20 protein-coding genes are annotated in these 26,365 nt (G+C 55.1%); 10 read left to right on the forward strand and 10 right to left on the reverse strand.

Annotated features, from left to right (window positions below; translation table 11 throughout):
- Positions 1 to 109: 109 nt before the first annotated feature.
- From can to BLR09_RS04995, 4 genes are all read right to left on the reverse strand, one after another.
- On the reverse strand, positions 110 to 742 hold the full coding sequence (gene can / locus BLR09_RS04980; RefSeq protein WP_093198600.1) for a carbonate dehydratase: 633 nt from the start codon (positions 740 to 742) through the stop codon (positions 110 to 112).
- 24 nt (positions 743 to 766) lie between these two features.
- Entirely contained in the window at positions 767 to 2,350 is a 1,584-nt protein-coding gene (locus tag BLR09_RS04985; protein ID WP_093198602.1) for a SulP family inorganic anion transporter, read from the reverse strand.
- A gap of 345 nt (positions 2,351 to 2,695) precedes the next feature.
- A complete protein-coding gene (locus tag BLR09_RS04990; RefSeq protein ID WP_093198605.1) occupies positions 2,696 to 4,018 on the reverse strand; it encodes a hypothetical protein in 1,323 nt (440 codons plus the stop codon).
- Between the two features lie 266 nt (positions 4,019 to 4,284).
- A complete protein-coding gene (locus tag BLR09_RS04995) occupies positions 4,285 to 7,968 on the reverse strand; it encodes a hydantoinase B/oxoprolinase family protein (RefSeq protein ID WP_093198607.1) in 3,684 nt (1,227 codons plus the stop codon).
- Between the two features lie 67 nt (positions 7,969 to 8,035).
- Here BLR09_RS04995 and BLR09_RS05000 point away from each other — a divergent pair, with 67 nt between their 5' ends.
- The gene (locus BLR09_RS05000) at positions 8,036 to 8,971 is read left to right on the forward strand and encodes an EamA family transporter (RefSeq protein ID WP_093198610.1); all 936 of its coding nucleotides are present in this window, start codon (positions 8,036 to 8,038) and stop codon (positions 8,969 to 8,971) included.
- A gap of 23 nt (positions 8,972 to 8,994) precedes the next feature.
- Positions 8,995 to 9,909: an alpha/beta hydrolase gene (locus tag BLR09_RS05005; RefSeq protein WP_093198612.1), complete on the forward strand. Its 915-nt coding sequence runs from the start codon at positions 8,995 to 8,997 to the stop codon at positions 9,907 to 9,909.
- Between the two features lie 91 nt (positions 9,910 to 10,000).
- Here BLR09_RS05005 and BLR09_RS05010 read toward each other — a convergent pair whose 3' ends face one another.
- A complete protein-coding gene (locus BLR09_RS05010) occupies positions 10,001 to 11,059 on the reverse strand; it encodes a LacI family DNA-binding transcriptional regulator (RefSeq protein ID WP_093198615.1) in 1,059 nt (352 codons plus the stop codon).
- A gap of 280 nt (positions 11,060 to 11,339) precedes the next feature.
- On the opposite strand from BLR09_RS05010, the gene BLR09_RS05015 reads away from it, so the two are divergent.
- The 6 genes from BLR09_RS05015 to BLR09_RS05040 all read left to right on the forward strand — a co-directional run bounded on the left by BLR09_RS05015 (position 11,340) and on the right by BLR09_RS05040 (position 17,958).
- Positions 11,340 to 11,951 (forward strand): RNA polymerase sigma-70 factor, encoded by a 612-nt coding sequence (locus BLR09_RS05015; protein WP_093198617.1) that lies wholly within the window; start codon positions 11,340 to 11,342, stop codon positions 11,949 to 11,951.
- Positions 11,952 to 12,067: 116 nt separating this feature from the next.
- Entirely contained in the window at positions 12,068 to 13,255 is a 1,188-nt protein-coding gene (locus BLR09_RS05020) for an MFS transporter (protein WP_245689868.1), read from the forward strand.
- A 62-nt stretch (positions 13,256 to 13,317) separates the two neighbouring features.
- Positions 13,318 to 16,197: a glycoside hydrolase family 9 protein gene (locus BLR09_RS05025; RefSeq protein ID WP_093198620.1), complete on the forward strand. Its 2,880-nt coding sequence runs from the start codon at positions 13,318 to 13,320 to the stop codon at positions 16,195 to 16,197.
- Positions 16,194 to 16,730: a GNAT family N-acetyltransferase gene (locus BLR09_RS05030; protein ID WP_093198622.1), complete on the forward strand. Its 537-nt coding sequence runs from the start codon at positions 16,194 to 16,196 to the stop codon at positions 16,728 to 16,730. The genes BLR09_RS05025 and BLR09_RS05030 overlap by 4 nt, the downstream gene beginning before the upstream one ends.
- Positions 16,731 to 16,810: 80 nt before the next feature.
- Positions 16,811 to 17,302 (forward strand): helix-turn-helix transcriptional regulator, encoded by a 492-nt coding sequence (locus tag BLR09_RS05035; protein WP_093198625.1) that lies wholly within the window; start codon positions 16,811 to 16,813, stop codon positions 17,300 to 17,302.
- Positions 17,299 to 17,958 (forward strand): nucleotidyl transferase AbiEii/AbiGii toxin family protein, encoded by a 660-nt coding sequence (locus BLR09_RS05040; RefSeq protein WP_093198627.1) that lies wholly within the window; start codon positions 17,299 to 17,301, stop codon positions 17,956 to 17,958. The genes BLR09_RS05035 and BLR09_RS05040 overlap by 4 nt, the downstream gene beginning before the upstream one ends.
- Here BLR09_RS05040 and BLR09_RS05045 read toward each other — a convergent pair whose 3' ends face one another.
- From BLR09_RS05045 to BLR09_RS05060, 5 genes are all read right to left on the reverse strand, one after another.
- Positions 17,959 to 18,837 (reverse strand): DUF2279 domain-containing protein, encoded by an 879-nt coding sequence (locus BLR09_RS05045; protein ID WP_176785457.1) that lies wholly within the window; start codon positions 18,835 to 18,837, stop codon positions 17,959 to 17,961.
- A gap of 49 nt (positions 18,838 to 18,886) precedes the next feature.
- A complete protein-coding gene (locus BLR09_RS05050) occupies positions 18,887 to 20,944 on the reverse strand; it encodes a GGDEF domain-containing protein (RefSeq protein ID WP_093198631.1) in 2,058 nt (685 codons plus the stop codon).
- 57 nt (positions 20,945 to 21,001) lie between these two features.
- Positions 21,002 to 21,748, reverse strand: coding sequence for a 3-oxoacyl-[acyl-carrier-protein] reductase (gene fabG / locus BLR09_RS05055; RefSeq protein WP_093198634.1), 747 nt, complete (start codon positions 21,746 to 21,748; stop codon positions 21,002 to 21,004).
- A 97-nt stretch (positions 21,749 to 21,845) separates the two neighbouring features.
- Positions 21,846 to 22,001, reverse strand: coding sequence for a hypothetical protein (locus tag BLR09_RS25450; RefSeq protein ID WP_176785458.1), 156 nt, complete (start codon positions 21,999 to 22,001; stop codon positions 21,846 to 21,848).
- An 8-nt stretch (positions 22,002 to 22,009) separates the two neighbouring features.
- Positions 22,010 to 23,770 (reverse strand): tetratricopeptide repeat-containing sensor histidine kinase, encoded by a 1,761-nt coding sequence (locus BLR09_RS05060; RefSeq protein ID WP_093198635.1) that lies wholly within the window; start codon positions 23,768 to 23,770, stop codon positions 22,010 to 22,012.
- A 174-nt stretch (positions 23,771 to 23,944) separates the two neighbouring features.
- Between BLR09_RS05060 and BLR09_RS05065 the strand changes: the two genes are divergently transcribed.
- The gene (locus tag BLR09_RS05065; RefSeq protein WP_093198638.1) at positions 23,945 to 24,886 is read left to right on the forward strand and encodes a Smr/MutS family protein; all 942 of its coding nucleotides are present in this window, start codon (positions 23,945 to 23,947) and stop codon (positions 24,884 to 24,886) included.
- 118 nt (positions 24,887 to 25,004) lie between these two features.
- Positions 25,005 to 26,336, forward strand: coding sequence for a DUF4403 family protein (locus BLR09_RS05070; protein WP_176785459.1), 1,332 nt, complete (start codon positions 25,005 to 25,007; stop codon positions 26,334 to 26,336).
- Positions 26,337 to 26,365 lie beyond the last annotated feature (29 nt).

Raw genomic sequence — 26,365 nt, forward strand, 5'->3', positions numbered from 1 at the left:
TCTCACAGAATACACAGACTTCACAGAAAAAGCTGGAAGATTTTAGCTAATCTACTCCCAAGCAGTTTTCTGTGAAGTCTGTGTATTCTGTGAGAAAAAAACCTTCCCCTTAATCGAAATCGTACCGGAATACCGGATCAATCGGACTATTCGGCGGAAGGCTCAGGATTTCGTTGATAATCCCCGTCTTCAACCCGAATACCCATCCGTGGATATACGGCACCTCCCGGGTCTTCCAGGCACGCTGCACGATGGTCGTTTTCGACAGGTTCTTCACCTGTTCGAGTACGTTCAATTCTACGAGCCTGTCTGACCGTTTGTGTTCGTCTTCAATGGCGTTGATTTCCTCTTCGTGTTTGTAGTAGACTTCCTTGATGTTACGGAGCCACTTGTTGATCAGCCCGAGGTCCTGATTGCCCATCGCCGCCCGCACCCCGCCGCAGCCATAGTGGCCGCACACGATAATGTGCTTCACTTTCAGCACTTCCACGGCATACTGAAGCACGGAAAGCATGTTCATATCGGTGTGTACCACCAGGTTGGCGACGTTCCGGTGGACAAAGATCTCCCCCGGCTGTGTCTGAGTAATCTGCTCGGCAGGTACCCGGCTGTCGGCGCAACCGATCCAGAGAAACTTGGGCTTCTGGTCTCTGGCCAGATCGTCGAAAAAGGCTTCATTTTCCTGGAGCTTTTCCATCGCCCAGGCTTTGTTATTCAAGAGAAGTCGCTGGTATTCCTGCATAGTAGTTGTTAGTGGGAAAGTCGCTTACAAAACTTCAGTGGATTTCCGGTCTTCGAGTTTACGCCGGCTAACGTGCTTGAATTCAACAGACACTTCCCGTTCGGGCGCATTTTCCTTGAATTCTTTCATGAGCTGAAACACATCGTAGTCGATAAACTGCGCGCGGCTGCCGTCAAAGATAACCATGTCGCCCGCTTCAATTTCACTCAGGACCTGTTTGATTTTTGGTTTATTGAGGAATGATACGTCTTTGTTGAATTTAATGAGAACGCGATTTTCATCCCGGACGACCGTGAGCACGGAGTGAAAATTGGTATACAGGACAAAAGCCAGTCCCACGAATGTCCCGATGAAAATCCCCATCAGCAGGTCAGTAAAGACAACCAGCAGGATCGTCACCAGAAACGGAATGAACTGATCCACTCCCTCTTTCCACTGTTTGATGAAGTGGGAAGGATTGGCCAGTTTCCATCCAACGATGATCAGTACCGCCGCCAGCGACGACAGCGGAATGCGGTTGAGCAGTCCCGGCAACGCAAATACAGCTACACACAGCAGCAAACCGTGAACAAAAGCAGACATCCGCGAACGCGCTCCGGAATATACGTTGGCAGAGGTGCGCACCACTACCGACGTGATCGGTAACCCGCCGATCATTCCCGAAACCAGGTTGCCAACTCCCTGAGCGACCAATTCCTTATTAGGAGACGAAATACGCTTGTACGGATCGATTGCGTCCGAGGCTTCGAGGTTCAGCAGGGTTTCCAGACTGGCCACAATCGCGATGGTACCGGCGGTCACCCATACCTGCGGATTGGTGATGAAACTGAAATCCGGGAAAATAAGAATGCTTAACAGGCCCTCGCCTTCTTTGGCGATCGGTACGTTGACCATGTGGGTCGGAAGGTTTCCGAGGAAGAGCGACGGGAAAGCTGCTTTGAACCATTCATTCAGTCCTACTCCCAGCAATACTGCGGCGAGAGATGAGGGAAAAGCCTTGAAGAAGCCAATTCCTTTTTTGGCGAGTTTATCCCAGAAAACGAGGAGAACAATAGCCAACACACTGATAATCAAAGCACCTTCATGAAACGATACCACCGACTTGATCAGCTCGGTAATGGTATTTTCGTGGTCGTTCTGAAGAAACTCGAACTCCCCTTCCGCATCCTGGTCGTCGCCCAGGGCGTGCGGTATCTGTTTGAGGATGATGACAATTCCGATGGCAACCAGCATACCCCGGATCACACTTTCCGGGAAGTATGCGCTGAGACGGCCGGCTTTCAACGCACCCAGCAACACCTGCAAAGCACCGGCGAGTATTACCGCCACGAGGAAACCTTCGAACGACTCCAGTTTGGTAATCGCGGCGGCGACAATCACCGTCAATCCGGCGGCGGGGCCACTCACTGAAATCTCCGAACCGGAGAGTAGTGAAACCAGTACGCCGGCCACTATTCCGGCTACCAACCCTGAAAAAAGAGGGGCTCCCGATGCCAGCGCAATCCCGAGGCAGAGCGGAAGTGCGACAAGAAAGACCGAAAGACCTGATTTCCAGTCGCTTTCAATTAGAGAGCGCCTGTAGTATGACCAATTCTCGCTGAGTTTCATGAAATAAGTTCAATAAGGAGTTAAATCAATTACAAAATTGACTTATCAAAGAAGGCGAAAATTGAAGGAAAAATAAAAACGGGATTAAAAATTAATAAATAGTTGGAAAATTGGTGGCGTTTTCAGTTTACGGTTGGTAGCCCGGTGCGAGTAGTCGAGGCCGATTGCCCGCCGTGCGTAGCTCCACTACGGTAGGCAACCAGCTTAGACTACGCGCACCCGGCTGCCGAACAAGCAACTGAAAACAGAAAACCACAAACTGAAAACAAAAAAGAACCTCCACCCCAACGGAGCGGAGGTTTCCAACCTTCCCACTATAAACTACTCTGGTATTTGCGTTTGGATTCAGTTCAGAAATACCTGATACTGAAGAATAAAGGCCCCTCTGTGTCCGGTCAGGTCCGCTTGTTGGCCGCGGGTTTCGAACAGGGGGCGGTTCTGATAGGCCAGCGTCAGCTTCGAGGTATGGCCTCTGAGCAGCCAGTTGATGCCTGCGTCCCAGAACAACATCGCGTCATTCAGGCGGTCATACTTCGCGTATTGCAGACTGGCATAGGGCATCAGCGTCGTTTTTCCGACAAGGTTATCCCGGAATTTGTACCCCGCCTGTGCGTAAAGCAGATTTCCGGTACCGAAAGACGGGTATCCGTTTCCGCCTCCGTTGACCAGACTGGCCTGCGTACTACGGCCATCCGCCGGATTCATGACAGCCTGATTGCGGATGTAGCCAGGACCATAATAGGTATTCAGGTACGCCGCGTAAATACTGATTGCAGTACCCTTTGATTTGTTGACAGGTGCATCGTAAAAAACATCCACCGCGAAATTCCGCATGGACGTTTCCACCGTATCTCCCGACGCGGAGGTATGCCACTGGGCATTATCCTGGTACTGAAAACCCGCGCCAATATTGAATACCCGCTTACTACCCAGGTAAGTACCTGTATTATAACCCGTCACGTTCGACTCCCGATCCAGAAACTGCCATTGAAAATACCCGTTGAGCTGCAGCTGCGCGGGTTTCGGCGAAAACGTGGAATTCGCGCCGATCGCCGGAACATACCCGGCCGATTTGGTAATTGACATCGGTGAGGCGACCGTCACCCGGTAGTCCAGCTTTCCCAGTTTGCCTTTTGCGTAAATGCTGAGTTTCCGGAGAAACTGGTCGGTCACGTCGTTGGTATTCTGTTCAAAAAGCGGCGCATCGAGGCCTAGAATCGAGCCTACCGAGGGGGAAGAATACCGGGACAGCCCGTTCCAGGCCGTCAACCCGCCGCCGAGGAAGAATTTCTTCCGCACGACTTCGTAATCCCCGTTGATATCGTGGATAAAGAAGCCGGCTTTCCGGTCTGACAGGTAGTTAAAGTTATTCATTCCGATCTGGGTATACAGAAAAACACGGTCGGCAATCTGCCCATAGGCCTGCATCCGGGCGCGCCGGATACCAATGTCGGTGACATTCCGTTTTGCGAACCCATTGACCGTTGAGCCCGGGTTCAGGTCGGTATTTCTCAGCCAGAACTGGCCCGTGAGCGTCACCTTGAAATAGTTGCTGCCGTCTTCGTTGAGCCATAGTTTACCATCTTTAAACTGCTGGCTGTAAGCGATGTGCGACAGCAAAAGGCTGGCTGCGAGGGTCGTGACCGGAAGGAGTCGTCTGAAATGCATGCAGGTGAAGTATGACGTGGATAAAAGCACAGCAGGCGACCCCCGCCGGGCTTTTCCCGTCAGGCTGTCACCTGTTCCTCTTACTGGACGTTGCTAAAATAGACCTTCTTTCGGGAGAAAATCCCAAAAAACGCTCCTCCACTCCGGCATGCTGCTTCGTTACCTGCATATGCAAAACGGGTGCTGTTGTCACCCACGCAGATTAGACGGGCAAGGCCGTTCCGGTCAAACCCCGAAATCCGGTTTTAATTTCATTTTAATACCCGTCAGGCAGGCGGGCCGTATCCGCCGCCGCCGGGCGTTTCGAGGTGCAGGCGATCGCCCGCGGCAAGCGCTGCGCCGTCGATGCCTCTCAGGGGAAGGATGGTACCATCGGCCCGTGTCACCCACTGCCGGCCGGCAGCGCCTGGATGCCCGCCCGCCACGCCATACGGACCGGCGTTCCGGTGCTGGGTAAGCATGGACAACGTCACCGGTTCCAGAAATTCCATGACACGGCGGATACCATCGCCTCCCCGGAAACGCCCGGCTCCACCCGAGCCTTCCCGGATTTCGAAGCGCTCCAGCCGGACCGGATACCGCCATTCAAGTATCTCAGGATCAGTGATGCGCGTATTGGTCATGTGCTGGTGTACGCCGGAAGCGCCGGCAAAGTCCGGCCCGGCGCCGGTACCCCCGCCTACGGTTTCGTAATATCCGAAGCGGTCGTTTCCAAACAGCGTGTTATTCATCGTACCCTGGGAGCAGGCCACCGAGCCGAAGGCTTTCAGAAGCGTATCGGTGAGGCGCTGACTGGTTTCGACGTTGCCGCCGACCACGGCCGGGCAGCGGGAGGCTTCCGGCGGGAAGGCCGGTCGCAGCAGCGTATCTTCCGGAATAATCAATTCCACAGCCCGCAGCAACCCGTCATTCAGCGGAATATTTTCCGGAATGAGCGTCCGGAGTACGTACATGACCACGCTTTGAACGATGGCTTCGTTGGCGTTGAGGTTTCCCGGATGCACCCCTCCGGTTCCGGAAAAGTCGATGATACGGTGATCCGACTGCCGCATCGCTATGCGGAGAGGTGTACCGTCGTCCAGCATTTCCGCTGCCGACCCGACCGGTAATCCGAAAACATATTCCCGGACTTTTGCGGCAGAATAGGCCTTCAGTTTTTCCATGTAAAGCCGAACGGTATCAATACCGGACGCAGCGGCCAGTCGCTGTAACCCCGTAGCGCCCTCGCGGTTGGCGGCGAGCGCCGCGTTGAGATCGGCCAGGTTTTCTTCCGGCGAACGACTGGGATACCTCGCGCCCGTCAGCACGTCAGTCATTTCCGCCCAGCGTGTCTGGCCGTGGTGAACGAGGTACATCGGTGGAATAACAACGCCTTCTTCTTCCAGGTTTTTCGCATCCGGCGGCATCGAAGCGGGTCGGATACCGCCCATTTCAGCGTGATGGCAGCGACTCGCTACGTACCCGATCCGGGTTCCCTGCCAGAAAACCGGAGTAATCAGGGTAACGTCCGGCAGGTGACTTCCTCCAAAACCAGGGTGATTGGTCACGACAACATCCCCCTCCTCCATCGGAATCGCCTCCCGTACCTTCCGGACGCATACGCCGAGACTCCCCAGATGCACCGGGATATGCGGAGCATTGGCGATGAGTTCGCCGTTTTCATCCAGCAGAGCGCAGGAAAAATCCAGCCGTTCTTTTACGTTGACGGAAAGACTGGTACGGCGGAGCATTTCGCCCATATTTTCGGCAATCGCACGAAAGCGGTTTGTAAACAGCTCCAGGTCAGCGAGTTCGTGCCCGGCTATTGCCTGCGTATGCTCGTGTAAGGTAATGATGACTGTTCCGTCGGGATCGACGAGGGCTTCGGAACCTTCGTCGAGCCAGGTAGTCGAAAACGCATCGGTCAGCACACAGGGCCCCTGGACGACGCTTCCGGCAGCTAATTCCTCCCGCCGGATAACCGGAGCAGCAGGTACGGGAATACGTTCCGGGGAAGCAGCTCCACCGGGCATATCTTCCTGCACACGCTCTGCTGCTATGACCCGTATACTTTCGATTTCAATACTTCTGTTTTCGGGGAAATAGCCATAGACCTGCTCGTATCTTGCCCGGAATAATCCGCCCAGCACGGCAATATCCAGTGATTCAACCGGTATTTCGAGGCTGGATTCCTGCCCTTTTAACCGGAGAAAAACGAAGCGGCGGCGGATGTATCCATCCGCAACCCCCTCTTCCTCCAGTCGTCCCAGGGCGTCTTCCTCCAAAATTTTCAGGTAATCGCGGAGGACAGACGGATTGTCAAGTAACTGAAGAACAGATCGTTCGGCAAACCGTTCCAGACGTGACCGGGAGATCCCATAGGCGCTCAACAGCCCCGCCTGTGCCGGCAGCAAGATCGTCCGCACATGGAGCAACCGCGCTACTCCGCACGCGTGGAGCCCACCAGCCCCGCCGAAAGCGACGAGGGCGTACTCCGCCGGATCGTATCCTTTGGAGACGGAAATCGTCCGGACAGCCTCGGCCATCGTTTCATCTGCGATCCGGATAAAGCCCAGCAGGGTGTCTTCGGCACCGGGCCGGGCCCCGGTTTTTGTTTCGATGGCAGTCAACAGCTCTTCCAGCCGGAATGAAGCATCTTCCAGGGATACCGGAATACCAAACTGGCCGGCGTCGAGGCGCCTGAGCAGCAGGTTAACGTCGGTGATCGTCAGCGGGCCGCCTGCGCCGTAGCAGGCCGGACCGGGCGAGGCGCCTGCCGATTCCGGTCCGACATACAGCTTTTGCCCGTCGAATCCGCAAACCGACCCGCCGCCTGCTGCAACGGTATGAATCGCCAGCGCCGGCGCCTGCAGCCGCGCCTGACCGATGACAGACTCAAACTGGTAGTCGTAATCTCCGTCGTACCGGGCCACATCTGTACTCGTTCCGCCCATATCAAAGGTCAGAATACGCTGAAAACCTGCCCGGCGGGCCGTTTCCGCTGCCCCTACTACTCCACCGGCCGGGCCGCTGAGGAGACTATCCTTCGGTTCAAAAGATGTAGCCCGGACCAGATTCCCGGCACTGCTCATCACAAAGAGCTCGCCGCCGCGGAGTACTTCCTGGATTTTTCCGAGGTATTGATGAATAACGGGTGACAGATACGCATTGACGACGGCCGTCTCCGCCCGGTGCAGAAACTTGATCTGGGACGACAGATCCGTCGAAACAGAGGTAAAAGGATGTTTCAGAAACGTAGCCAGCTGCTGTTCGTGTACCGGATTCCGGAACGCATTTTTCAGGCAAACGGCAATACTTTCGGCATCTGTCGCAGCAGGTAATTTCATCGGAATCAGCACATTACCGGCTGCGTCAATCTGCTCTTCGACTTCGATGACATCGGAATAAAGCGGCGCCGGTTTACGGATATTCAACGCGAAAAGATCCGGCCGGGATTGATCTCCGATCCGGAGTAAGTCCCGGAATCCCTGCGTAATGTAGAGCGCAGTGCGTGCGCCCTTTCCTTCCAGCAGCGCGTTGGTTCCGCGGGTAGTACCCAGGCGCAGGACCAGCGGCGGGAATACCTCGCCGGGAGCAGTTCCGGTCAGCAGACGGGCCGCCAGTACGGGCGCCTCCTCTCCCGCGGTCAGCTCGAAAGCGCCAATACCTTCCGGCGGCGCATCTTCGAGTTCAAGTACCGCAAACCTCCCCTGAGGCAGGCAGGTCTGTACGACAGAGGTAAAATTGCCTGAGAGCGAGCGAAAGCGGAATCCTTTCAGTACATCACGTGTTAACCCCCACACATTCAGCACCGTGAGCCGATTATCGGCTGCCGAAACAACACGACTCCTCAGGCATCCGCTGGAAAGTACTTTGAGCTGATAGGAATGCCCTTCGGAATCCCGGGCGATGCAATCGGTGAAGGTACCGCCGGTGTCGACGGAGAGGTAGTAGGTCAGGTCTTCTCGCATGTCCAAAAATAAATTGTGAAAGCAGGGTCGTCAACTTTTCTGTAATTTGGTCGCACTTAAACTTCCCATGAGCCGCACTTCTTCCTTCCAAATCTGGTCCGGATTGCTGTACCTGTACCTCGCCTGGGGCAGTACGTATCTGGCTATTCACTACCTCGTCGAAACCGTACCTCCCCTGCTCGCTTCCGGTTTCCGGAATCTGTCGGCGGGAATGATCATGCTTGCCTGGGCGCGCTTCCGGGAGCCGCAGGTATGGCCGGACCGGCGTTCGTGGCTGATCTCGACCTGGATCGGCATTTTGCTACTGGGCGTGGGCAACGGCGGCGTGAGTATCGCAGTAGCCTGGGTACCAACGGGATATGCTGCGCTGATTGTGGCGGCCGTGCCGATCTGGCTGGTATTGCTGCAATGGCTCTGGCTGGGTATACGGCCGAGTGCGATGGTGCTGGGCGGCGTACTGACGGGCGTCCTCGGTGTCGGGTTGCTTCTCGATTTTGAAGCCTTTTCGCTGGAAGGCGCCTCTGCCAATTTCACCTGGGGTATCCTGGCGCTCCTGCTCGCTACGTTTTGCTGGAGTTTGGGAATGGTAACGGCGCAGCGCTCTCCGGTACCCTATTCGGCGGCATACATTTCCGCCATGCAAATGCTGGGCGGAGGCATGGCGACGCTCCTCGTGAGCGGCCTGACCGGCGAGTGGCTGCGCTTTGATCCGGGAAAAATGAACCTGGTGACGTTTCAATCGTATGCATACCTGCTGATTATCGGCTCGCTGGGAGGCTTTACCGTTTTCAGCTGGCTCGCGCAGAAGACGACGCCTACGCTATTAGCTACCTATAATTATGTAAACCCGCTGGTTGCTTTGTTGCTGGGTTATATTTTTGTCGGAGAACAACTTTCATTCAAAGTAGTACTGGCAGCAGTCATTATCATTGCGGCAGTCGTCTTAATTACGGTCGGGCAGCGTCGCCAGAAGCGGATTTCCCGCGAGGAGCAGCCCGCCTGATCCCCTAAAACCTCTAAATCACCATGAAAAAAACCGCACTGGTTTTACTCGGCAGCATGCTTACTCTCGGTACTCAGGCACAGCAGGTTATTCCGCTTTACGACTTTCAGCCTATTCCGAATCAGGCGCCGAACGCGCCGACGACAGACGAGATCGCAGAAAACGACGGAATTCTCCGCATCCGCAACGTCACGAAACCTACGCTGACAGTCTACAAACCCGCCAAACCCAATGGCACAGCGATAATTATCTGCCCGGGAGGCGGCTATTACATCCTCGCTGCCGGGCATGAAGGGTCGGATGTTGCCAAGACGCTCAATGACTTCGGGGTGACGACCTTCGTCCTGAAGTACCGCCTGCCGACAACGGAGAACCTGTTTATGGACAAAGAAACCGGTCCGCTGACCGACGCCCAGCAGGCCATCCGCCTGGTGCGTTCGCGGGCGGTGGAGTTTGGCATACGTCCCGACAAGATCGGTGTCATGGGTTTCTCGGCCGGCGGGCACCTGGCCTCTACAGCCGGCACTCATTTCGAGCATCCGGTCGGAAACTGGCCGGGCCGGTCAACGGTATCCGTTCGCCCGGATTTTCTGGTGCTGCTGTATCCGGTTATCAGCTTTGCACCCGGGCTTGCACACGGAGGCTCGCGCGATGCGCTGCTTGGTAAGAATGCCTCTCCCGAAAAAATAGACCTTTACTCCAACGAAAAGCAGGTTACGAAACAAACGCCACCGGCTTTCCTTGTTCACGCAGCGGACGACGGTGGTGTGCCGGTGGAAAACTCTGTTGAATTTTTCCTGGCTTGTAAGCGCAACGGCGTTCCGGCGGAGTTGCACATTTACCCCAAAGGTGGCCACGGCTTCGGCATGAACAACCCGACAACTCCTGATAAGTGGACGGAGCGGTTGAAAAACTGGCTGACGAGTATCGGGATGTAGGGCAAAGAGCAAAATTACGTTTCTGTGAATTCTGTGTTTTCTGTGAGAAATAAAAAATGTTACTCACAGAAAGCACAGAATTCACAGAAGATCAGATAAACTCATTCATTTCTTCCACCATCGACCCCTTCCGTTCCGAGGATTTCCGTATGACGAGATCCGTTTGCAGGATACGCGTTTGATACCGGATCGGCTTTCCCTTCTTTTCAATCAGGTCAATCAATAGTTCGGCCGCCTGCTGCCCCATTTCAAAGCCGGGTTGAGCCACTGAGCTCAACGGCGGGTCGAGCAACGGCGCGATCGGCGGATCTGAAAACCCGATCAACGCTACCTGCTCGGGCATGCGCAGGCCCATTTCCCGGATGGCGAGGTGCGCGCCCAGCGCGATACTGGTACTCGCGGCCAGGATACCGTCGGGATAGTCGGCGGCGTTTGCACACAATTCTTTCGTCAACTGATTGCCGCTCTGCTGCCGGAAGGGGCCTTCCACGAGCCATTCTTCACGTACAGGCAGGTTGTTTTTATGCAGCGCCGCGCGGAACCCGGCTGTTCGCTGCTGGACAATCGGCAGATGCTGCGGACCGGTCAGACATGCCAGGCGACGGCAACCCTGCGCGATCAGGTGCTCGGTAGCCCGGAAGGCGCCGTCGAAGTCGTCGACCAATACCTGGTGCGTTTGAAAATTATCCACTTTCCGGTCGAAGAAAACGACGGGAATCCCCTGCTCTTGAAGGGTGCGGAAGTGGTCTCCGTTACGGACGGAGCTGGCTGTAGAGACAACGAGTCCGTCGGCCCGCCGTACCAGAATATTCCGCACATCAGCAACTTCGCGGTCTACTGAATCGTGGCTCTGGTAGATAATGATGTGGTAGCCCATGCGGTAGGCTACTTCTTCTACTCCACTGATAACCAGCGCAAAAAAAGAATTAGCAATCTCCGGGACGATGATCCCGATGGTCTGGCTACGGCTGCGCTGAAGGCTCAGCGCGATGGGGTTCGGGGAGTAACTCAGTTCCTGGGCCAGCTCCAGTACTTTCCGCTTCGTTTCCTCCCCAATTTCGCTGCTGTCACGCAGGGCGCGGGAGACGGTCGACTTGGAAACACCAAGCCGGCGGGCAATTTCCTTCAGGGTAATAATCGAACTATTCACGACGGTATTTTTTGCGAAACCCGGAAAAATCCAAAACAGTACCGGGACGATTTGATTCTACTCCTCCTCTTTCTTCGGCAAAAATTGAACTTTACCTAAAAAAAACTGACCTAAAGATAGTTTACGCAACCGTTCCCGGGAACGGTTGCGTAAAAATATTTTCTCCGGCGCTTGGCGGTGCTGTTTTACCCCCCCAATATCCCTTCAACAAACCGGCACGAAAGCAACACCTGTTTTTCCGGTTTCTGGGAAAAATCGAATACGTCTTACTACCAAACCGATGCATCTCTCGTCACGTCGCTCTGCACTTCGTCCGGCCATCGCCAAATCGAAGGCATCTACTGCCCAATTGTTCGAGCGTTTCATTCAGAACGCAGACGACACGGCGTTTTCCGATCTGTATCACCGGTACCACAAGCGGCTGCTGGTTTACGCGACGAAAATTGTCAATTCTGCCGAGCTGGCGGAGGAGATCGTGCTGGACGTATTCATGCACTTCTGGCAACATCGCTCCCGCCTGCAGATTCATACCTCATTCGAATCGTACCTTTTCCGCTCTGTCCGGAACCTGGCATTTGACTACCTCAAGCACTACCGGCACGAGTTGCACCTGCACGAGATTACGCCGGAAGTAGCGAATTCCCTGCCGTTGTCGGAAGACCGCCTCGCGGACCAGTACGACTACCAGATCCTGAGCCATTTCCTCGAAAGCCATATTGCAGCTCTCCCCAAGCGCTGCCGCCTGATTTTCCGCATGAGCCGGGAAGAAGGGCTGATGTACCGGGAAATTGCCGAGAAGCTCGACCTGTCGATCAAGACCGTCGAAGCCCAGATGGGCCGGGCATTGAAAATGCTCCGCTCGGCTTACGAACAGCATTTTGAGGCCGTTTGATGCCCACTCCTACTGGGCATTCAATACGAGGTTCCGCTTCCGGGCGGGACCTTTTTTCGTTTCCTCCGAAACTTCCCCGGCGGTGATGCTGTTCCCGTCCTATCCCTATCTTCCCAATGAATACCAAGATGCAGGCTACTGTTGAACGTCCGCCGCAGGCGATTGCCCCCAGTCTGGTATGGATCATGGCCGTTACATGCGGCGTGGTCGTTGCCAACATTTATTACAACCAGCCGTTGCTGCAAAGCATCGCTTCTTCCCTCTCGCTATCGGAAAAGGCCGTCGGCTGGATTGCCACCATTACGCAGGTCGGGTATACCCTCGGTCTTCTTTTCATGGTTCCGCTCGGAGACAAATTCGAGCGGAAGCGTCTCATTTTGCTGATGCTGACGGGCGCCACTGTGTTTTTGCTGATTGCAGGATTTACCCTCAGTTATCCCATTCTCCTGATTGCCAGCTTATTCATCGGTATTTTCTCGTCTGTTCCGCAATTGCTGCTGCCAATGGCGGCTCACCTGGCGCCGGACGAGAGCCGCGGAAAGGTAGTCGGCAAAGTCATGAGCGGTTTGCTCATCGGTATCCTGCTGTCGCGGACTGTCAGTGGCTACGTAGGCGCTCATTTCGGCTGGCAGACGATGTTTCTGGCGGGGGGCGGCCTCATGCTGGTCATCATGGCGCTGCTGTACACCCGCCTTCCGGATAGCCAGCCGACGTACACCGGCACCTATGGCAGCCTGATGAAATCCCTGTGGACGCTGGTGCGGACACTTCCCCCGCTGCGCCAGGCGGCAGCTACCTCCCTGTTTCAGTTCGGGGCGTTCAGCGCGTTCTGGACGACGCTCGTATTTTTCCTGGAAGGCCCTGACTATCAATTTAAAAGTGATATCGTCGGCCTCTTCGGACTCATCGGCGCGGTTGGAGCGCTTGCTGCTCCGCTGGCCGGAAGGAGTGCTGACAAACGCGGCCCGCGCCCGACGATCCTCGCCGGCATGGCAGTGGGCATCGTAGCCTTCGCGCTGATGGGCATATTGAGCAAATCGCTGCTGGTGGTGATCCTCGGTGTGATTCTGCTGGATATGGGACAACAGCTGACGCATATTTCGAATCAGACGAAAGTATTCGCCCTGAAACCGGAAGCGCGGAGCCGCCTCAATACGGTTTACATGTCCAGTGCCTTTGCAGGCGGCTCGCTGGGTTCTTTCCTGGGTATGATGGCCTGGACAAGCGGGCAATGGCCGGCAGTGTGTTTACTGGGGATTATCCTCATTTCAATCGGCTTGTTTCTCAACCGGAAAGCGAATTAAACGACTGGTAGTCAGGAATCGGCCGGGGCGCATTACCTTTGGTCAATTCCTGACTATCCGCCATGCAAGCCCTCTCAACCGCCATTGCAGCAGCCGGCCTGTTTGCCTGCCTTACCGGCTATGCCCAGGTTTCCGGTTCGGGAACCCTTCCGTCCGGAGGCAGAATCCGCTCCTTTTCCTACCACCTTCCTGCTGCCATACCTCCCGGCGGACTACCGCTGGTCATCGCCTGTCACGGAGACGGCGGTACGGGCGCCGGCTTTCAGGCCTACGCCGGACTGGACGCCGTCGCGGATCAGCAATCCTTTCTGGTGGTATACCCGAATGCCGTGAACGTCGGCGGTGGAATCCAGTTCAATAAATATGCGGACACCGCGCCGGGTTTCGGTACCGTCGGAGACCCGAACGGCCCGTCGCCGGCCGATCCGAACGCTCCGGATGATGTCGCTTTTGTCTCCGATCTGATCGACTACTTTTATCAGCAGTATCATATCGACCGAAACCGGGTATATGCCACGGGGCATTCCGGCGGCGGGTTTTTCTGCTACTTCCTCAGTCTGGCAATACCGCAGAAAATAGCGGCGGTTGCTCCGGTAGCAGCCAGTCTCTGGGGGAATGACAGTTACCTCACCAACCGCTTCGCCACTGGCAATTACCAGCAGGTTCCTGTCCTGCATATACATAGCAAGGGAGACGGGACGGTCACCCCGCCGATTTCCCCCTATCCGGACCCAACGCCGGATTTCGTCTGGCCATTATCGAATTATGCCTACGGGAATTGTAATAACGGCAGTGGATACACGACGAATCCCCTCAATGCGAATGTAGATTCCCTGACCTTTTGCGGTTCCGGAAAAAAAGTCATTTTACTGATGACGAAAGATGCGACGCATGGCTGGAGCACGCTTTTTCCCGTTGCGCAAACGATGTGGAACTTCTTCCGGAACTACCAGCTGACAACTTACCCGAACGGCCCGGTCACTGATCCGCATCTCCGGATCGATCAGTTCGGCTACCAACCCCTGGCGAAGAAAATAGCGGTCATCGCCAACCCGCAGACCGGCTACGACGCCGGAAGCTCTTTCACCCCCGGAACTGTTTATCAGGTCCGGAATGCCGCGACTAATCAGGTCGTTTTCCAGGCAGCGCCGGTGGCCTGGAATAGCGGCGCAACGCACGCACAATCAGGAGATAAAGTCTGGTGGTTTGATTTTTCGACGGTGCGTGAACCGGGCACTTATTTCATACTGGATACCATCCGGAACGTCCGCAGTTATTCTTTTCAGATTCAGGAAGAGGTGTACCGGCCGGTACTCCGGCATGCAACGCGGGTATTCTTTTACCAGCGCAGCGGCTTCGCCAAACAACCTCCTTATGCGGAAGCGCCGTGGACAGACGGCGCTGCTTTCCTGGGCCCCGAGCAGGATACCAACTGCAAGCTCGTAGGCTCGCTAACCGACCCCCGCGATCTCCGGGGCGGCTGGTTCGATGCCGGCGACTACAACAAATACGTCCCGTTTACCTTCGGCACCCTCACGGATATGCTGCTGGCGTATGAAGACAATCCGCGTGTCTGGACCGACGATTTCGGCATTCCGGAATCGGGCAATGGTATTCCGGATTTGCTCGACGAAATCAAATGGGAGCTCGACTGGCTGAGGCGTATGCAGTCGGCCGACGGGTCGCTGTTGCACAAAGTCTCGGTCACCGACTTTTCCGCCGTTTCTCCGCCCAGCGCAGATACGCACCCCAGACGTTATGGCGCAGCAAGTACGGATGCGACAGCTACCGGCGCAGCGGTATTTGCGCTGGCGGCCCTTTCCTTTCGTTCCGTTGATCCGGTCTACGCCGATACACTTCAGCAGGCGGCTATCCGGGCGTATGACTGGTGTACCACGCATCCGGAGCAGGTATTTTCGAATACCGGTTTTCAAAGCGCAGCGGCGACTTATACCTCAAACGACCGGCTGGCCAGGCGGGTAGCAGCGGCGGGATACCTGTTTGCACTGACCGGAAATACGGCCTACCGTACTTTTTTTGATGCACAGTATACCCAGCTTCACCTGCTTGCATGGTCGTACGCATATCCGTTTGAAGCGGCCTATCAGGATGCCCTGCTGTACTATACCCGGGTACCGGCGGCTACGCCTTCTGTCCGGAATACCATTCTTACTACTTACCGGCAAAGTCTTCAGAACGGGAATACCGAAAACCTTCCGGCATACCTCAACCAAACCGACGCCTACAGGGCTTTTCTCGCCGACCGCAACTATACCTGGGGAAGCAACGAAACCAAATCGCATCAGGGGTCTATGTTCCTGACCATGAATCAGTACCAGCTGGATACTGCCAACAGGGTGCAGTACCGGGATGCCGGTCTTGGGTTTCTGCATTACCTCCACGGCGTCAACCCCACGCGATACTGCTACCTGACGAATATGGGTACTTCGGGCGCCGGGTATTCTGTTCAGACGATGTATCATTCCTGGTTCGGCGATGGAACAGCTTTCGATACCAATCCGCCACCAGGGTACCTGATGGGCGGCGCCAATCCGACCTTTGCCCCGGATCCATCCTATGCCGGCCCTCCGCTGTCACCACCTCAGAATCAGCCGGTTCAGAAGTCGTACAAGTCCTGGAATACCTCCTTTCCGGAAAATTCCTGGGAGCTCAATGAGCCGGCGATTTATTCTCAGGGCGCGTATCTCCGGCTGCTTGCTCAGGCCATGTGTTACACGACAGCCGTCACCAGCGTCCGTTCCGGCAACTGGACCGACCCTGCGACCTGGGCTTGCCGACGCGTGCCGCTTTCGACAGATCCGGTTATTATTGCGGCCGGAACCTCCGTCACGGTAAGTACATCTGTCGAAGCCCGGAAGATCTCGCTTCAGGGAACGATTCAGTATCAGAATGGAGGGGTACTTAAACTAGGTCAGCCATGAAACGCCTGTTCGATCCTGCTCATATTCACGTAGAAACCATCCGGCAATTACTGGAATCATCTTTTCCGGTGGAAGAAAGACGGCCTTTTCCGGATTTTCTCCGGCTGCTTTCCAACGGCGCTTTTTCGCTGTATGTCTGGGAGGAAAACGAAAAACTGATGGCCTTTTCCGTCGTCTGGGATTTCGGGGATTTTCAGTTTCTGGAATACCTCGCGGTACATCCGGATACCCGCGGAACGGGGTATGGTACCCAGGCGATGAACGACCTGATCGCCGCCTTTCAAACACCCCTGTTGCTGGAAGTCGAACCGCCGGCAGATGCCATCAGCCGCAAGCGTATCGTTTTTTACGAGCGACTGGGTTTTGTATTGAACGACTTTCCGTATTTCCAGCCGCCGTACCGGGCAGATGGAACTCCGTTTTCGCTCCGGATCATGTCCTATCGCCGACCACTGGAAGCTGCCGATTTCGCGGAAAAGGCAGAGAAGTTGAAATGGGAGGTGTATGAGAGGTGGTATGATGGGGTGAAATAACTTCTTCAAGCCCGCTCGCCTGGGATTTTTCCTCGCCTTCGATTATTCGGAATGTAAACAAAACTGTTTACATTTCAACTATGGACGGGCGATTCGAAAAATACAAAGGCATTCATCCCGGGATAGTACTGGACCGCGAGCTGAAAAGGCGGGCGCTCAAACAACGACCGTTTGCTCTGGCCTTGGCCGAGCATCCACAGACTTTTAATGCGATTACGAAAGGGAAACGTAACCTTACGACTTCATTGGCGTTAAAAATCGAGCGGGAGCTGGGTTTGGAAGAAGGAACGTTGCTCGTTTTGCAGGTTTTTTACGATATCCGGAAAGAGAAAGAAAAGCTTGCAACCCGGATTGCTCCAAATCTGTCCTTGTTACGCAAAACGCTTTTCTGGGATACTGAGATAGAAAAAATTGACTGGCAACAGCAATCGACGGCAGTTATCCGACGTGTGTTTGAACGTGGAAGCGAAGCCGAAAAAGCTGAGATCCTTCGATTTTATGGAAAAGCAAAAGTTGTCTCAGTGATGGGTTCCGTCGCTTTGTCGACGGAACCCATCACTGAAGATGAATGACGTTATATTACAACACTGTTGACCCGGATCTTCGATACTGCCTCGATATATTGATGAAGGCAGAGATACTGGCGGACTTCCGCCTTGTTGGAGGTACTGCCCTCAGCCTCCAGGTTGGGCATCGCCGCTCGGTAGATATCGACTTGTTTACAGACGCCCCTTACGATACGGTCGATTTTCAAGGAACAGACGAGTTCGTGGAAGCCGCCTTTCCGTATGCCAGTCATATGGCCAACTGCTCACCTGCCCTTGGGAAATCATATTCCATCGGAAACCATCGGACAAACGCTGTCAAGCTGGATCTCTTTTACACAGATCCTTTTATATTTCCTGCCGTAGTGGCGGAAAATATCCGTTTGGCCTCAGTTGAGGAAATCGCCGCCATGAAACCCGACGTGATCTTACGCGGAGGTCGAAAGAAAGACTTTGGGGACTTACACGAGCTTCTCACCATTCACGACGTTTCTACCCTACTCGCACTGCATCGGCAACGATACGAATACGCCCATGACAGGAACCTGCTCCTGAAGAATCTTACCGATTTCGCTTCCGCTGAAGAAGATTTCGACCCTATTTGCCTCAAAGGAAAGTACTGGCAATTTGTCAAGGAAGACATTCAGGAGGCAGTGGCTCTCACCATTCGCTCCGCTCTCTGATCAAAAATAAATCGCATGCACCTTCACCTTAAACTTCGGAGGTACTTTCGAAAAGCGGAATTCAATTGCCGGAGCCGGAATTTTCAGGCAGTTTGCGAGGAATAACAGGCTTCGGATCAGGTCGGAATTCGTCGGAATACGCGTCAGATCCAGGTCCGGTGACAGGAAAAACTGCCGCACCGGCCGGCGACCAAGCGCGACGCTCTTTTCATAATCCGCCGCGATCATGTTATCAATTCCGTAGCCTACGGCAATGTTGAGCATTTTCGGCCAGTGAACGGAGCGGTCGGCCGTCTGAAACGACGCCGGGTTGACGGAAAGCCAGTAGGTTTGGCCGTTGTAATCCTTAAGCCAGCTTTCCTTCCAGGTTCTCCCGAGTATTTCCGGGCGTTCGCGCGCCAGGCGCGTCGGGTGAAAGCTCCATTTCGGCGTCACACGAACTTCTCCCCAGGCAAGTTGTTGTCCGACCAGCAACGCAGGGCCCGCCAGGTTTGCCGCCATATCCCCGAGAGAAAAGCCGTACTCCGGCGAAAATCCATCCAGAATTTCAATGGGAAGCATAAACGTCAACCCGCTCGTAGCGCCGTAAATCGCAGCGTTCCGGTCCGTCAGTCCCGCCCAACGGTATGCAGCCATACCCATCCGGGCAATTTGGTACGAGGTATAGGCATGACCGGCTTTATCGATCTGAAGCCACTCTTTGTTGTCGTTGAACGTATGAAAATCCTTGAGGGGCTTCTTATACCACGCTTTGCTCAAACCGTAGATACTTCCCGCAAAACCTACGCCCTGCCCGATCAGCAAACCGTTGAGCCGGTCGTGATGGATCTGGCAGAATACAAACTGAGGGACACAAATCAGGAATAACAGCAGGCGCACGGGGTGAAGGAAGGTTGGCACAAAAATGGGGAAAAAGCACCGGCAGACGTCAATATCCGCCCATGAATTTCCGCACGCCCCACTCCAGCGTCAGCAATGCGACCAGCAGGAAAAACACCCAGCGCAGGTTGATGGCCTCCCGAAGGTCTTCCGTACTCGAGATCCGGTCGGGCGTATCCCGCTTTTCCAACCGTGCAGTCAGCTCCGGAATCTGGCTTGCCAGGTAAAAATGCCCGGATGTCTGCTGGCTGAGCTGCCGCAGGAGGTTGAAGTCGGCAGTGGTATTGGACAGCTCCATCTGCTCGTCGCGCACGACAAACTGCCCTGCCGCCGATTCGTCCTTTCCCAATACTTTCGCCGTAGCCGAATAGTGGTATACACCCGCCGGCAGATTACTGATATCAAACCGGCTCTGGGATGCGGTGTAGGAATAGGTACGCGGTTCGCCTTTTTCTCCGGTTACTTTCAGGTTGACGGTCTGTCCGTATATCCGTTCGTAAATGTCGTTGTAGATCTCTGTTTCGAAGGATACCCGCTCTTCCGTCTGGAACTGGTTCTGAACCGGATAGACCCGGAGCTTGCGCTTGTCGTCCTTGGATGAAAGGTACTGGATGATTTTCGTGAAAAGGCCGTCTACTACCTCCTGTTTTTCCGTCAGGTTATACTCTTCCAGCCGCCATTCCCAGAGACCTTCGCCGAGCAATACCGCGCTTCTGCGACCGCCGGAATGCAGTAGCAGCAGGGGTTTTGTCGTTTCGACGTTGTTTTTCTTCTGGTAAAGAACCACTTCCGAATTAGCCAGTACCCGCACATCTCCGAAAGGCACCGTCATCGGCGGCAGCTTCCGGATGAGCTCCATCTGAGCGGCATCGAGGTTGAGGCGGGTGAAATTCCGGTTGTAAAAGCCCGTTACCTGGTCGGTCTGGCTGCCCTGCGACAATACCTGCGCCGCCTGCTGGAGATTGTTCAGCGCGTTGAGGTTTGTCTGCGCACCGACAATCCAGAAAACCGGCGTACCTGAATCGAGCCATTTCTTCAGGTATCCGGCAGAGGAGTTCGTCTGGTCGGGCTGCTGGTGGAAGATGACCAGATCGTATTTCTGGTCTGTCGCCGGCGCCGGGGACAACGGATTGACAATCTGAAACTGAAATTCCAGGTTCTCGTTTTTCTCAATAATACTTCGCAGCGCCTTGATATCGGGGTGCGGAGCAGATGCGACCAGGAGTATCTTCTGCCGTCCGTCGATGACTTCCACATACACATCGCGGCGGTTATTCTGTACGGTGTGTTCGCCCGGAAGCGGCGACACCTCCACCACCAGGTGCTGTACGCCCTTTGCCTGTGCCTGCGCAAGAAACTGCACGGAAACAACATTCGACTCTCTTGGAAAGGAAACAGCCTGCTGACCGACGACCTCACCGCCCCGACGGAGGGTTACCGTCGCCGAACGGCCCGCATACCCGTCTGCCCGAACTTCTGCCTGAACCGGAAACTGGTTCCCTAAGTAAGCTATCTGATTGGCATAGACCGATTTGATACTGACGTCCTTCTTCGGGACGGTATCTCCAACCGCGATAGTATGAATCGGGAAAGAATAGCTGCCGAACGCGGGAGAAGTACCCTGGTTGACGATACCATCCGAAAGCAGAATCACATCGGTAACGTTACGGCCTTCAAAATTGCTTTTGACAGTACCCAGTAAACGTGAAAGGTCGGTTGTTTTCTGGTTGAAGCGAACGGAGTCCAGTGTGGCGGGCGGACGGTCCTGAAGAGTCTGCCACTCAACGGCATAGCCTTTGTCTTCCAGGCTTTCGCGGAGCGATTGCAGGCCGGGAATAGCGGCAGCCCCCGCTTTGCCGAGCGAGGCGGAGTTATCCAGCGCCAGTACCACCGTTTTCTTTTCTACACGTACTTCAGTCTGGCGGAGCAGCAGGTTCAGCAGCAGCAGACACAGTCCTGTAACCGACAAAAACCGCAGCGCAGCCAGCAGAAGGTTGGTCCGCTTGCTCCACGACGGCTGGGGTTGATAGAGAAGAAAGGCATAGAGGCCGCCTGCCAGCAGACAGAGCAGAATCCACCACGGTGACGACTGAAAAACGACGTTCAAACTCCCGGTGATTTTGGAGCGGGGCCCCGCTCATTGCCAGGCCCCGCTACTGTGTGACTAGGTTAAGATACCTCCGTCTACCTGAATAACCTGTCCGGTGATGTACCGCGACATGTCAGAACCCAGGAAAACGCAGGCGTCGGCCACTTCTTCCGGCTCTCCTCCCCGCTTCATCGGGATGGAGTTCATCCAGTCGGCAACAGCCTTCTCGTTCACTTCGCCCGTCATTTCGGTGACGATGAAGCCCGGAGCGATGGCGTTGGAGCGGATATTCCGGCTGCCCAGTTCGAGGGCGACCGACTTGGTAAATCCGACGATACCGGCTTTCGACGCCGCGTAGTTGGCCTGTCCGGCGTTTCCGCGAAGTCCGACAACCGACGTCAGGTTGATAATGGAACCGCTTTTCGCCTTCATCATCGGGCGGGTTGCCGCCTTGGTGAGGTTGAAAACCGATTTCAGGTTGACCCGGAGTACTTCATCCCAGGCTTCTTCCGTCATGCGCATGAGCAGACCGTCACGCGTGATGCCGGCGTTGTTCACCAGTACATCCAGTTTGCCGAAATCGGCAATAACCTGATTGACCAGTTCTTCCGCTGCCTGAAAATCGGACGCGTCCGAACGATATCCTTTCGCCTTAACGCCCAGAGCGGCCAATTCCGCTTCCAGCGCCTGGCCTTTTTCTACGCTTGAGAGATAGGTAAACGCAACAGAGGCCCCCTCCTGGGCAAAACGGGTGGCAATCGCCCGGCCGATTCCCCGGGATGCACCCGTTACCAGGGCGACTTTTCCTTCTAATAAGGGCATAGATAAGAAATTGTTTGGAGTACGAATGACAAAAATATCAGGGTTCGGCGATCTCTGAGACAGAAGACCGAAAAATTAAGTCAGAAGAGGAAAGACTTCAGACAGCCAGGGACAGGTCGAAACGGGTACCGATCTGCGGAGAGGAGCTGATGATCATGACGCCGCCGATGGCCTCCATCCGTTCCCGGATATTCTTGAGGCCAATGCCGTCGAAATGGCCCTGGATGTTGAATCCCCGCCCGTTGTCCTGCACGGTTACGTTCAGGGTTTCGGCTGTTTTTTTTCGACGACAATCTCCGCCAGCTGCGCTTCGGCATGTTTGAGAATATTGTTACAGAGCTCCAGGCACACATTATAAAGGTTGAACTCCACTTCCCGAGACAACCGACCATCCAATCCTTTGACAGTCAGATCAAAACGGGTTTGTCCGCGGCCGTTGTTCAGCACCCGGACCAGGCGGGTAAGGCTCTCCACCAAACCGTGTTTTTCAAGCTCTTCCGGAAGCATGTTGTGGGAGATGTAGCGGACTTCCTGGTAGGCTTCTCCCATCATCGACAATACCTCGCTGTAAATTTCCTGCTCCCGTACCGTCAGGTTCTTCGGATCGAGGGCCTTGATTGTCATCCGGGTAGCCGCCAGCAGGCCGCCGAGGTTGTCGTGCAGCTCAGCCGCCACACGCTTCCGCTCCATCGTCTGTCCGCGTACGAGCGCTTCGGAAATTTCCCGGTTTTTCTGGATCAGCTCTTCGTTGGCCTGTTTGAGCTCCTGGGTACGGCTTTCGACACGCTCTTCCAGGGTTTCGTTGAGTTCTTCGATTTTTTCTTTCTGAAGGGCGATCTCCTCCTTCTTTTTCTGAACCGTCCGGTACAGGAAGAAGAGCATCGCTCCGATGCCCCAGAAAAGTACGGCCGCGCCGACAAACCAGAGCTTCATTTTCCGCTCCCGGTCAGCTTCCTGCTGCTTTTCAGCCAGTTTTTCGCGCTCTGATTCCACCATGATTTTATAGAAATCCTGGAGACCGGCGTTTTTCGGAAGACTGTCGTTTGTGGCCTTGTACTGCTCGTGGTATTCAAGGGCTTTGTCGAAATGGCCAAGAACCTTGTAGGACTCGGCGAGGTACTGCAATGCTTCCGCCCGGTCGGCCAGGTTATTGCTTTCCATGCGGGCATTCCGCAGCGCTGCTTCCGCAAAACCGATAGCGGCGCGGGCGTCTCCCTGCCTGAGCGAAAGCTGTGCGAGGTAGAGGTTGCTCGTCGACCGGGTAATGGTACTGCTGTCAGACCGGATGGCCTGATGAAAGAGGTCTATCGCCCGGGACGTATCGCCGAGGCGCTCGTAGATTTCGCCGAGGAAATTGAGCGTCATCCCGATTTCATAGGTCCGGTTGGCTTTCCGGGCCAGGCCCAGCGCCCGCTCGAAATACTGCTTGGCGACCTTGGGCTTGTTCATCTTCCGGTAGCAAAGTCCTACCTGTCGGAGCATGAACGCCCGCTGTTCGTCCGTCCGTGAAATCTGTTCTCCTTTTTCAAAGAAACGCAGCGCCTGAGGATAGTCCTCCAGCGTCGTATACTGAATCCGGCCCATGCGTTTCAGGCATTCGAAGAGGTAGCGGCACTGATCGGGCGGGTATTTGAGATAGAGATTATAGGCCTGGTAGTTTGCCAGGTAGGATTCCCGGTAGTGCAGATCAAGGTGGGCGATACGACCTTTCAGCGTGAGAGCGTCCGCTTCCGCTAATTCATAGCCAAGGGCTACAGCCGCCTTCAGGTGGAGGTCGTTGTAATAGTAGGCCGAATCAAGGTCGCCATCCGAATCGTCGTAGCTGTCGGATTGTTCGATGTACAGATTCGTCAGCTTTTCGTACAGGTCGAGGCTCTGCCGGGTGTCCTCCTCGCTGGTATGTGCGCGCTTCCACTCGTCCAGTTCCCGGCGGGCACTGGAAATCGAACGGGTCAGCGGTACCTGCTGGGCAAGGGTGGGAAACACCCAAAGAGTCAGCAATAAGGAGTAGATAAGCTTCATCCGACGGTGAGCGGAAAACAGAAGGTCAAAATAAGAGTTTTTATCCCTCGAAATCAAGGAAGATACCAGACGAACTCGTAAGCGGTCAGAATCGGCTGCCGCACATCCCGCCAAAAAATCCGGGGCATCCCGCGGCGGATTCCTACTTTTGCGCCCTGAAACAGTTCTGAGACTATGAATATCGGAGACAGAGTACGGCTGGTCCACGGTCGGGAAGAAGGTATCATCACCAAATTCCTGCCGGGGGATATTGTAGAAGTGGAAATCGAGGACGGCTTCCGTATCCCGGTGCAGAAGCGGGAGGTAGCTCTTGTTTCTCCGGAAGAAAAAAACCGGTTCCGCGGCGTGGAACCCGCCCAGACCGAGCGCCCCCGCGCCTCGGAAATCGTAGCCAATCAGGGTCTTTACCTCGCGTTTATTCCGGTCAATGACCGGGAGATGACCCTCTATGTCATTAACAATACCGACTGGGACATTCCCTTCACGCTCACCAATGGCGCCGAGCCGCATTTCCGCAGCCTGGCGGCCGGATCGCTCAAGGGCCGCAGCAGCCTGAAAGCGGGCGACTGGCTCGTGAAAGACTTCGAAAGCTGGGGTGTTTTCACTGTTCAGGCCCTGTTCAGCCGCCCGGCATTCATGCAGCTTCGTGCGCCGCTGGAGAAGAAACTTCGCTTCCGGGCGGCTACCTTCTTCAAAACCACGCAGCGGGTACCCGTGCTGGATAAATCGGGACATCTCTTCCAGCTCGATGGGCAGGAGCCCGTCCGCGCCGAGCAACTGAAAGCCAGCCTCGAAGGAGCGCCCAAAGCCGATACCCTGCCCGATCTGCCCAAACCGGAAGAAACGGTAGACCTGCACATCGAAAAACTGTCCCGGGATTTTCTGGCAATGGACCCGCTTGAAATACTGGATCTGCAACTAAAAACGTTCGAAAAAGCGTTGGAGAATGCCATCGCGCACGGCGTGGATGAAATCACCTTTATTCATGGCGTCGGAAACGGCACGCTTCGCACTGAATTACACCGCAAACTCGGCAAACACCCGCATGTCGCCTATTTCTCCGACGCCCGCAAAGAAAAATTCGGGTATGGAGCTACCCTGGTCCGGATCAAGTAATCCGGTACGTTCGTTTTGGTTTTTGGGCCTTTTGGCCCTGTTTTTGTGGGGATGTCAGCCGAAAGGCCCGGCGGGTCCGCCGGCGCCGAAGGAATCGTACCTCTATACGAAAAAGCAAGTGGAAAGTCGTCGTTACCTGTCTACCCTGAATATTCCGGTTGACATTTCCCTCCGGGATGTCGAACAGCAGATCAATGCCAATCTGCAGGACCTCATTTACGAGGACCTGAGCTATGATGACGGAGACGACATGCAGGTCCGGGTGTGGAAACGCGGCCGGATTTCGGTGGCTCCTCAGGCCATCCCGGCCAAAAACGGTACGCCGGCAGCGGGCGGCCCGCTTCCGGCTTCGCCCGGCAGCAGTCTGCAACTGGTGGTTCCCCTCAAAGTCTGGATTAAAACCCGGTACAGCCTGCTCGGCCTTTCCACCGAAAAAGAAATTCAGTTTGACCTGAACGTACGCCTGACAACGCGCTTTTCGGTAGCTCCCAACTGGGAAGCGCGGACGGAAACCGAGCTTCAGGGATTTGACTGGGTGACAAAACCTGTGCTTAAACTGGGTCCCGTTTCTATTCCGGTAGCCGGTATTGTCGAAAAATCGCTTAACTCAAAGAAGGAATCCATCGAAGACGGTGTGGATGAAGCCGTCCGGAAGAACATCGAAATCCGTAAGTACGTCTTGCAGGCCTGGAATGCCGCCCTCCAGCCGTATCAGGTATCGGAGAAGTACCGTACCTGGCTGAAGGTGACGCCGGTCGGGATTGAAATGACGCCTTTCCGGGCAGACGGCAAGAATCTTCGGGCAGTTGTGGGTATTCAGACTTATACGGAGACCGTTTTCGGGGATAAACCCGTCGTAACACCGGTGACGCAGGTGCCCGATCTGAAGATTTCACCGTCGGTCAGCGACGATTTCACCATCGGGCTTGTCAGCGAGCTGTCACACGCGGAAGCCGAAAAAATGGTATCGGATACGGTCGTCGGCCAGCATTTCCACTACGGCAAGTACGACGTGGAAGTTACCGACGTGAAACTATACGGCGACGCGAACGAGCTTGCCATCCGTGCCGGGCTGAAAGGCAGTCTGAACGGCTATATTTATTTCAAGGGAGTACCGTATTACGATCCCGTAACCCGCACGGTGACGCTCCGGAACATGGATTACGATCTGGATACGCGCAGTTTCCTCGTCAAGACGGCCAACTGGCTGTTGCAAAGCCGGTTGCGGAAGTCGCTTCAGGCGGCGCTTACCTTCCCTGTGGGTGAGCCGATCGAGGAAGCCCGTCGCCGGGTGCAGGCGTTACTGAACCGCAACCAGGTGGCCAAAGGCGTGACGCTCAACGGAAAGATTGAGTCGGTCAAACCCGATCAGGTATACCTGACCAACGGGTCGATCTACGCGATTGTATTTGCAAAAGGGTCTGTCAACCTGCATGTAGAGGGGCTTTGACTTACCTGCAGCGGGAGTCCGGACGAGTT

Source organism: Siphonobacter aquaeclarae, assembly GCF_900103285.1.
In the GTDB taxonomy this organism is placed as follows: Bacteria; Bacteroidota; Bacteroidia; order Cytophagales; family Spirosomataceae; genus Siphonobacter; species Siphonobacter aquaeclarae.

Bases quoted from the DNA above. Each gene is read 5' to 3' on its own strand.
- BLR09_RS04985 (WP_093198602.1), bottom strand. From the start codon at position 2,350: ATGAAACTCAGCGAGAATTGGTCATACTACAGGCGCTCTCTAATTGAA.
- BLR09_RS05040 (WP_093198627.1), top strand. From the start codon at position 17,299: ATGACGTTATATTACAACACTGTTGACCCGGATCTTCGATACTGCCTC.
- BLR09_RS04995 (WP_093198607.1), bottom strand. From the start codon at position 7,968: ATGCGAGAAGACCTGACCTACTACCTCTCCGTCGACACCGGCGGTACC.
- BLR09_RS05020 (WP_245689868.1), top strand. From the start codon at position 12,068: ATGAATACCAAGATGCAGGCTACTGTTGAACGTCCGCCGCAGGCGATT.
- BLR09_RS05015 (WP_093198617.1), top strand. From the start codon at position 11,340: ATGCATCTCTCGTCACGTCGCTCTGCACTTCGTCCGGCCATCGCCAAA.
- BLR09_RS05060 (WP_093198635.1), bottom strand. From the start codon at position 23,770: ATGAAGCTTATCTACTCCTTATTGCTGACTCTTTGGGTGTTTCCCACC.
- can (WP_093198600.1), bottom strand. From the start codon at position 742: ATGCAGGAATACCAGCGACTTCTCTTGAATAACAAAGCCTGGGCGATG.
- BLR09_RS04990 (WP_093198605.1), bottom strand. From the start codon at position 4,018: ATGCATTTCAGACGACTCCTTCCGGTCACGACCCTCGCAGCCAGCCTT.
- BLR09_RS05065 (WP_093198638.1), top strand. From the start codon at position 23,945: ATGAATATCGGAGACAGAGTACGGCTGGTCCACGGTCGGGAAGAAGGT.
- BLR09_RS05005 (WP_093198612.1), top strand. From the start codon at position 8,995: ATGAAAAAAACCGCACTGGTTTTACTCGGCAGCATGCTTACTCTCGGT.
- BLR09_RS05035 (WP_093198625.1), top strand. From the start codon at position 16,811: ATGGACGGGCGATTCGAAAAATACAAAGGCATTCATCCCGGGATAGTA.
- BLR09_RS05030 (WP_093198622.1), top strand. From the start codon at position 16,194: ATGAAACGCCTGTTCGATCCTGCTCATATTCACGTAGAAACCATCCGG.
- BLR09_RS05025 (WP_093198620.1), top strand. From the start codon at position 13,318: ATGCAAGCCCTCTCAACCGCCATTGCAGCAGCCGGCCTGTTTGCCTGC.
- BLR09_RS05000 (WP_093198610.1), top strand. From the start codon at position 8,036: ATGAGCCGCACTTCTTCCTTCCAAATCTGGTCCGGATTGCTGTACCTG.
- fabG (WP_093198634.1), bottom strand. From the start codon at position 21,748: ATGCCCTTATTAGAAGGAAAAGTCGCCCTGGTAACGGGTGCATCCCGG.